This window comes from Neorhizobium sp. BETTINA12A (assembly GCF_023006485.1).
Taxonomy (GTDB): Bacteria; Pseudomonadota; Alphaproteobacteria; order Rhizobiales; family Rhizobiaceae; genus Neorhizobium.
The window spans coordinates 23,976-30,868 of the sequence record NZ_JALBGW010000049.1 but is presented as its reverse complement, the minus strand read 5'-3'; the positions used below and the strand labels follow the sequence as shown (position 1 = coordinate 30,868).

9 protein-coding genes and 1 tRNA gene are annotated in these 6,893 nt (G+C 56.3%); all 10 read left to right on the top strand.

Features of this window, described 5'->3' with window-relative positions; translation table 11 throughout:
- On the top strand, nucleotides 1–397 hold a 397-nt coding region (locus MOV61_RS14570; RefSeq protein ID WP_247137070.1), incomplete at its 5' end, for a histidinol dehydrogenase.
- 3 nt (nucleotides 398–400) lie between these two features.
- Entirely contained in the window at nucleotides 401–874 is a 474-nt protein-coding gene (locus MOV61_RS14565; protein WP_247137069.1) for a UPF0262 family protein, read from the top strand.
- 2 nt (nucleotides 875–876) lie between these two features.
- Complete coding sequence (locus MOV61_RS14560; protein WP_247137068.1) at nucleotides 877–1,356, top strand: low molecular weight phosphatase family protein; 480 nt, start codon at nucleotides 877–879, stop codon at nucleotides 1,354–1,356.
- Nucleotides 1,357–1,508: 152 nt separating this feature from the next.
- Nucleotides 1,509–1,727, top strand: a complete 219-nt coding sequence (gene infA, locus MOV61_RS14555) for a translation initiation factor IF-1 (protein WP_004435948.1) — start codon at nucleotides 1,509–1,511, stop codon at nucleotides 1,725–1,727.
- 25 nt (nucleotides 1,728–1,752) lie between these two features.
- The gene (locus MOV61_RS14550) at nucleotides 1,753–2,373 is read left to right on the top strand and encodes a Maf-like protein (protein WP_247036656.1); all 621 of its coding nucleotides are present in this window, start codon (nucleotides 1,753–1,755) and stop codon (nucleotides 2,371–2,373) included.
- Between the two features lie 142 nt (nucleotides 2,374–2,515).
- Nucleotides 2,516–2,725, top strand: coding sequence for a DNA gyrase inhibitor YacG (gene yacG, locus MOV61_RS14545; protein WP_040124545.1), 210 nt, complete (start codon nucleotides 2,516–2,518; stop codon nucleotides 2,723–2,725).
- A gap of 166 nt (nucleotides 2,726–2,891) precedes the next feature.
- Nucleotides 2,892–2,967 (top strand) — tRNA-Phe (locus MOV61_RS14540).
- 339 nt (nucleotides 2,968–3,306) lie between these two features.
- Nucleotides 3,307–4,242 carry a glycosyltransferase family 2 protein gene (locus MOV61_RS14535; protein ID WP_247137067.1) on the top strand — a complete coding sequence of 312 codons (936 nt, stop codon included), beginning with the start codon at nucleotides 3,307–3,309 and terminating at the stop codon, nucleotides 4,240–4,242.
- A gap of 22 nt (nucleotides 4,243–4,264) precedes the next feature.
- Entirely contained in the window at nucleotides 4,265–5,035 is a 771-nt protein-coding gene (locus MOV61_RS14530) for a class I SAM-dependent methyltransferase (RefSeq protein WP_247137066.1), read from the top strand.
- 26 nt (nucleotides 5,036–5,061) lie between these two features.
- Nucleotides 5,062–6,531 (top strand): FAD-binding oxidoreductase, encoded by a 1,470-nt coding sequence (locus tag MOV61_RS14525; protein WP_247137065.1) that lies wholly within the window; start codon nucleotides 5,062–5,064, stop codon nucleotides 6,529–6,531.
- Nucleotides 6,532–6,893 lie beyond the last annotated feature (362 nt).

Below are 6,893 nucleotides of genomic sequence, written 5' to 3'. Positions count from 1 at the left end.
CGCCGTTATCCTGGTGCCGGACCTCAAGGCCGCGCTGCCGCTCGCCAACCGGATTGCCGCCGAGCACCTGGAACTTGCCGTTACCGACCCCGACGCGCTGTTGCCCGGCATCCGCAATGCCGGTGCGATCTTCATCGGCCGCCATACGCCGGAAGTGATCGGCGATTATGTCGGCGGCTCAAACCACGTGCTCCCGACCGCCCGCTCGGCCCGTTTCTCGTCAGGCCTTTCGGTGCTCGATTTCGTCAAGCGTACCTCCATCCTGCGGCTTGGGCCGGATCAGCTGCGCCAGCTGGCGCCGGCGGCGATCACGCTTGCGCATTCCGAAGGGCTCGATGCGCACGCCCGTTCCGTCGCAATCCGCCTGAACGGCCTGCCCCTCGACGACGAGGGCTGACGGATGGGGCGAGGCGACTTCCGGCTTTACGATGTCGTCCTGGACGACTCGATCGGGCGTTCGACGCCCGATGTGGAGCACGAGCGGGCGGTCGCCATCTTCGACCTGGTCGAGGAAAACTCTTTCGAGCCGTCCGGCCATGCCGGCGGGCCCTATAAGCTGAAGCTCTCGCTCGTCGATGCGAAGCTGGTGCTCGGCATCACCACCGAAAGGGGCGACGAGGTCGCGACCCATATCCTGTCGCTGACGCCCTTCCGGCGGATCATCAAGGACTACTTCATGATCTGCGAAAGCTATTATGAGGCGATCCGTTCCTCGACCCCGAGCCGCATCGAGGCGATCGACATGGGCCGGCGCGGCGTCCACAACGAAGGCTCGCAGACGCTGATGGACCGGCTGGACGGCAAGATCCGCGTCGATTTCAACACGGCCCGCCGGCTTTTCACGCTGGTCTGCGTGCTTTACTGGCGCGGTTGAGCATGAAAGCAGTGCTCGCGCCGGAGACCAAAACCAAGAGACCGGGCGCCATCCTTTTTATGTGCGGCTTCAACATCATCCGTTCGCCGATGGCGGAGGCCATTGCAAAGCGGCTGCTGCCACCCGATATCTACGTCCAGTCGGCGGGCGTGCGCTCCGGAGAGCGCGATCCCTTCGTGGATGCGGTGCTCGAGGAGGTCGGCCTTTCGATCGGCCGTCACCAGCCGCGTACGCTCGAAGAGCTCGAGGACGATTTTTTCGACCTGATCGTCACGCTGACGCCGGAAGCCCACCATGCCGCGCTGGAACTGACCCGGGCCAATGCCGTCGACGTGGTCTATTGGCCGACCATGGATCCGACCGCCGCGACCGGCACCCGCGACCAGATGCTCGATGCCTATCGTGAGGTTCGAGACCACCTCTGGCGGCTGATCGACGAGCGGCTTTCCGGCATCAGTCGGCACCCCGCCGAGACCGCCTGAAACGGCCTGCCGGATGTGACTTGAAACGACATTGAGAATAGCGCGCAAGCGAGGTTCACAAAGCGGACACGATTGTGTAGTTTCCGCGCAAATTTCCGGGCGGGCGCGAAAAGCGTTGCCGGCCCAACCCAACACAGGAAGAAAAACTATAGATGGCTAAAGAAGAAGTCCTCGAATTCCCGGGCGTCGTGACCGAACTCCTGCCCAACGCGACGTTCCGCGTGAAGCTCGAAAACGAACACGAGATCATCGCCCATACCGCCGGCCGCATGCGCAAGAACCGTATCCGCGTTCTCGCCGGCGACAAGGTGCTTGTCGAAATGACGCCCTACGACCTGACCAAGGGCCGTATCACCTACCGCTTCAAGTAAATCCCTTCATTCGCGGCGGGCTCTCATGGCGCTGGAACAAAAGCTGATACTGGCCTCCGGTTCTCCGCGCCGTCTCGACCTCCTCAACCAGGCCGGCATCGCGCCGGCGCGGCTGATGCCGATGGATATCGACGAGACGCCGAAGAAATCCGAACATCCGCGCTCGCTCGCCCGCCGGCTTTCGACGGAAAAGGCCGAAGCGGCGCTCGGCGCCATCCGCAACGATCCGGCCTGGCGGCACAGCTATATCCTGTCGGCCGACACGGTGGTCGCCGTCGGTCGCCGCATTCTCGAAAAGACCGAATATACGGAGCAGGCCTCGTCTGCCCTGCACCTGCTCTCCGGGCGCGGCCACTGGGTCTATACCGGCATCTGCCTGATCACCCCTGGCGGCCAGTTCCGCCAGAAGGTGGTGCAGACCAAGGTGCGCTTCAAGCGGCTTTCCACCCGCGAGATCGACAACTATATCGCGTCCGGGCAATGGCGCGGCAAGGCGGGTGCCTACGCGATCCAAGGTATTGCCGGATCGTTCGTGCAGAAGCTGGTCGGCTCCTACACCAACGTCGTCGGCTTGCCGCTTTTCGAGGTGACCGGGCTTTTGACCGGCGAAGGCTTCGACGTGGCGGCAGCCTGGCCGGAAGGCTGAAAAGGCTGGTTCAGACGGCGCAGGCCAATAGAGCAAGCCGATGGAGCATGCCGAAAGGTGCTCCGGCTGCGCCTGCAGGGTGTCTTCGGCAATCAAAAGCTGCCGAAGCGCCACGCCCCCCTGTAGAAAGGAGTATTCAAAGATGACATCCGAACCGATCAAGACCGGCGGCAAGGTCGAGCCGCTCCGCAAGACGAGACCCTGCCCGGAATGCGGCAAGCCGTCGGCGCGCGACCACTATCCCTTCTGCTCCGACCGCTGCCGCACGCTGGACTTGTCGCGCTGGCTGACGGGTTCCTACGCCATTCCCGTCTCGGACGACGAGGCCAAGGCCGACGGCTCGGACGACTGAGCCGGTCATGTCGTGCCTGTTTTTGTTCAGGAATTGGCGATTTTCGCAAACCTGTCAAAAAAGTGGGTTCTGGCGCTGGACATGGCCGAACAAGATGTTATAACCCCGCTCGCTCCGGGGGGAAACGACCCCCGCCGGCCTCGGCCGGAAGGCCGCAGGCCTCGATGCCCGGATAGCTCAGTTGGTAGAGCAGCGGATTGAAAATCCGCGTGTCGGTGGTTCAAATCCGCCTCCGGGCACCATTATTTCTTTGGTCCATACCGGACACATAGGTTACAGGTTTATTCCTGAGACATAGGTAACACTTTCGGCCCGAGATGGTTCGGCAAAGGTTCGAGCCCGTATGTCTCGTCATCGAAATATCCCAGATCATAATCCATGAAAGCCGGGCTACGGTTCCGGCGCGGTCGTCTCGTCATGGTATCTCCTGTTCCCGGCATCTAAGCCGAAGTCACGCAGAAACTCCACTTATCCTGGCTGTTCAGATTTCCCGAGCCAGCTCTATCGTAGCAGTCGTTGACAGAAAAACTCTTTTTCCCTAATTGGAGGGCCCATTCGATCTTGGGAGAGGCAGCGAACTGATGCAATTTTCAATAGTAATTCCGATATACGGGGATGGCTATTTGGCAAGAAACTGCTGCGAGGAGTTGCGGCACGTCTTTCAGGCGTACTTTGAAAAAACTGATATCTCCGCGGACATGGAGCTGATTTTCATTAACGATGGCAGCCCAAACAACTCCTTGGAAATTCTCAAAGAAATCCGGAACGACTTCAATTTTGTTAAAGTCGTTGATCTCTCGCGCAACTTTGGGCAGCACGCGGCAATTGCCTGTGGTTTCCAATTGGCATCTGGCAAGTATGTAATGCGCATGAATGTAGACTGTCAGGACCCGCCTTCCGAGGCTCCCAAGCTGCTCGATGCCGTTACGACTGGGCAATATGATCTTGTAATCGGCCAGTACAGGAAGCGGAACAGCCCTCTGATGGACCGAATTACTTCTAAGTTGTACTTTTGGATTTTCGAACTGTTCACGGGCCTCCGTTCCCCGCCTCACACATCCCCTATGCGAGTGATGAATAGAGCATTCGTGGACGTTTATAACAGTCTGACGGAGAAAGCCCGCTTCCCACAAGGCCTCGATCAATGGCTGGGCTTCCGTCATCATTACGTCGAAATCATTCACAGGGAACGGGCCGACGGTAAGTCGTCCTACAATTTTCGTAAGCGATTGAGGCTTGCCCTGACGGGAATTCTCTATTTTTCAGATAGACCGCTGAAGTTCATCGCAGGAATTGGACTCGCCTTCGCCCTTATCGGCGCTTTACTTGGCACCTTTGTGGTCGTGCAAAAGCTGTTGGGCGCCACTGTCATGCCGGGTTATACATCACTTGCCGCAATCGGCCTGATCGGATTCGGCGTTCAGGTGGGCAGTACAGGCGTACTTGGTCTGTATCTGGGACGGGTCTTTACCGAGGTACAAAACAGGCCGCTTTATATCGTCCGTGAAATTCTCTAATACACGGTAAGGAAATCAAAACATGTCAACGGGTCACGAGTCGTCAATCCTTTCCTACTCACCAAGTGATGCACTGGAGTCGAGGAAAGAAATTTTTGATATCATGCAGTCCTATCAAGCAACAGATGAGGAGAAGGAGCGTTCGCTCGGTCTTTTTCTAAGAGGTTCGTTGCTGGCTAGGATCCTAGGCGTCGCAGAGATCTATCAGAAGATAGTTTCTCTTCCAGGGATTGTCATGGATATCGGCACGTGGAGAGGCCAAACGGCCGTATTGTGCGAGAATCTTCGCGCAATTTACGAGCCTCTTCATTTCAACCGGCGTATTGTCTGCTTCGACACATTTGAAGGCTATGCGGGATTCTCTGACAAAGATAAGTCCACCGAACTCCATAAGGAGGGAACTTACGACCTCGGCGGAGAGGACTACTCCAAATTTCTTAGCAGGCTGCTCGTCTTGCACGAACGTAGTAACGCTATGGGGAACTACAACGGCAAGCACAAAGTCATCAAGGGCGATTGTCGCGTCGAAATCCCGAACTTCTTCACAGAAAATCCTGGGGAGTTCGTCTCCTTAGCCTTTTTCGACGTTAACTCGTACGATCCGACTCTGAAGTCCTTTAGGGATGTCTGGGACCGCCTGGTACCCGGTGGCATTGTCGCGTTCTGGCAGATCAGTCGCGGTGTTGCCGTTCAGGCGGAGGGCCAAGTTTACGCGGACAACATTCTAACGAAAGTGCCCCATAAAATCTACCGGAGTTCGACTTATCCGGGCCTCTGCTATCTGGTTAAATAACCATCTAATTCAGCCGTTGGGTTCTTATGGAAACAGTTATAATCGGAAATGGGATCATTGCCCTGACAACCGCGTTTCGCCTCGCGAAAAGGGCAAACGCTCGGGATCTTATCACTATCATCGGGCCGCGCGCTCGCGCGGGTTCTGCCACCCGAGCGGCGGGTGCCATGTTGAACTCGTTTGCCGAGATCGAAAAAGGATCGCTCGATCACGAAATTGACATGTTCCGTTTCGAACTCAGCCATTTAGCGGGGAGAATGTGGCCGCGCTTCGAGAATGAAATGATCGAAGCCGGCGCGTCTTGTCTGCCATTGGGATGCAGGAAGTGCTCTGGCTTCGGCGGCGGCGGTTGCGTTGATACCGGTACCTACGTTGTCAATAACACCGCCGCAGATGATCTGGATGACGAAAACTACGATGCGATCGTCGATGCCCTGGAGCAATTCGATGAACCGTTCAGGCATGTCTCGCCAAGAGACATCCCAAACTATCTGCCGGAACAGAAGGCGCGAGCAACACGCGCCCTCTACATTGAAAATGAAGGCTGGTTCAATCCGAAACTGATTTTGGAGAAGCTCGACAACCTTCTCAACCGGTTCCCTCAGGTAAGGTTCGTTGATGCCGAAGCACAACGGCTGTTGAAGACGGCTGAGGTATTAACCGGGGTTGTGCTTTCCAATGGTGAAACGCTCGGCGGTGACACCTACCTCCTAGCGACAGGGGCGACGGTCACGGATCTGATTGAAAAGAGCGATCTGGGAATTGATATCCAGCGCATTTTCTATGGCGTTGGGGTTTCGCTTGAAATCAGAAGCCGCGACTTTCCGCACACCAAGGCCATAAGGACGCCTAACAGGGGGCTCGCGTGCGGTATTTACAGCGTACCATTCTTCCGTGATCCCGACGAGCCACAAGACCATATCCTGATCGGTGCGACGAATTTTATTTCTCCCACTCCGTACAACTATGGCCGCCTTACCAGCGTCGAAACGCTGATGAGAGCCGCTATGGAACAGATCAACGTTAATTTTTACAAGGCTGATCTCGTCGGCATCAATGTAGGCTGGCGTCCGACAAGCCAGGATGGCTATCCGCTGATCGGCCGGACCTCGATTTCGAACCTAGTTGTCTGCACCGGGACCAAGCGTGACGGGTTTCATCTGTCGCCGCTGCTTTCGGAGATATTGGCGAACATCATACATGGCGACAAGACGGATGAACGCATTGAGTGGTTTCATCCCGAACGCAAGCCGCTGCGTATCCTTAGCCGCGAGGCAGCAATAGAGAAATCAATCAAGCATATCATGAGCGCCGCCTATCAGCACGGCTTTACGCCTTCACCGGGCGGACTTACCCGACAAATCATCGAAAGTCATAAGGCCAACTTAGAAAGACTGCATGATGATGTCGGAGCCCACGACTGGGGCATCCCGCCAGACATGCTGGATATGTACCGGTACGGTCATGCGAAAACTGAACTATGGCACAATAAATGAGATTTTTTCTCGCACTGGCTCCAACCATCTCCTTCGTAGTATATGGGCAGTTGATGCTCAAGTGGCGCGTAGGCACACTTGTGAAAGCGGGAGTGCTCAATGGTGGAATTTGGGAACGGTTAGTTTCCTATTTGATTGATCCCATTATCATATCTGGCTACGTAGCGGCATTTCTCAGCTCGCTTTCGTGGATGATAGTGGTTGAGAGGTATGCGCTGAGCTTGGCATTTCCGGTCTACATTGGGATGACTGTGTTTCTGGTTACGCTCGGAAGCGTCGTTCTACTGGGAGAGGGTTTAAATACCCAGAGGATTCTTGGAATTGTCGTAATATTGCTCGGAGTTATACTTTGCAGTCAGTCG

Coding starts and splice junctions, on each gene's coding strand:
- MOV61_RS14565 (WP_247137069.1), top strand. CDS start 401: ATGGGGCGAGGCGACTTCCGGCTTTACGATGTCGTCCTGGACGACTCG.
- MOV61_RS14560 (WP_247137068.1), top strand. CDS start 877: ATGAAAGCAGTGCTCGCGCCGGAGACCAAAACCAAGAGACCGGGCGCC.
- infA (WP_004435948.1), top strand. CDS start 1,509: ATGGCTAAAGAAGAAGTCCTCGAATTCCCGGGCGTCGTGACCGAACTC.
- MOV61_RS14550 (WP_247036656.1), top strand. CDS start 1,753: ATGGCGCTGGAACAAAAGCTGATACTGGCCTCCGGTTCTCCGCGCCGT.
- yacG (WP_040124545.1), top strand. CDS start 2,516: ATGACATCCGAACCGATCAAGACCGGCGGCAAGGTCGAGCCGCTCCGC.
- MOV61_RS14535 (WP_247137067.1), top strand. CDS start 3,307: ATGCAATTTTCAATAGTAATTCCGATATACGGGGATGGCTATTTGGCA.
- MOV61_RS14530 (WP_247137066.1), top strand. CDS start 4,265: ATGTCAACGGGTCACGAGTCGTCAATCCTTTCCTACTCACCAAGTGAT.
- MOV61_RS14525 (WP_247137065.1), top strand. CDS start 5,062: ATGGAAACAGTTATAATCGGAAATGGGATCATTGCCCTGACAACCGCG.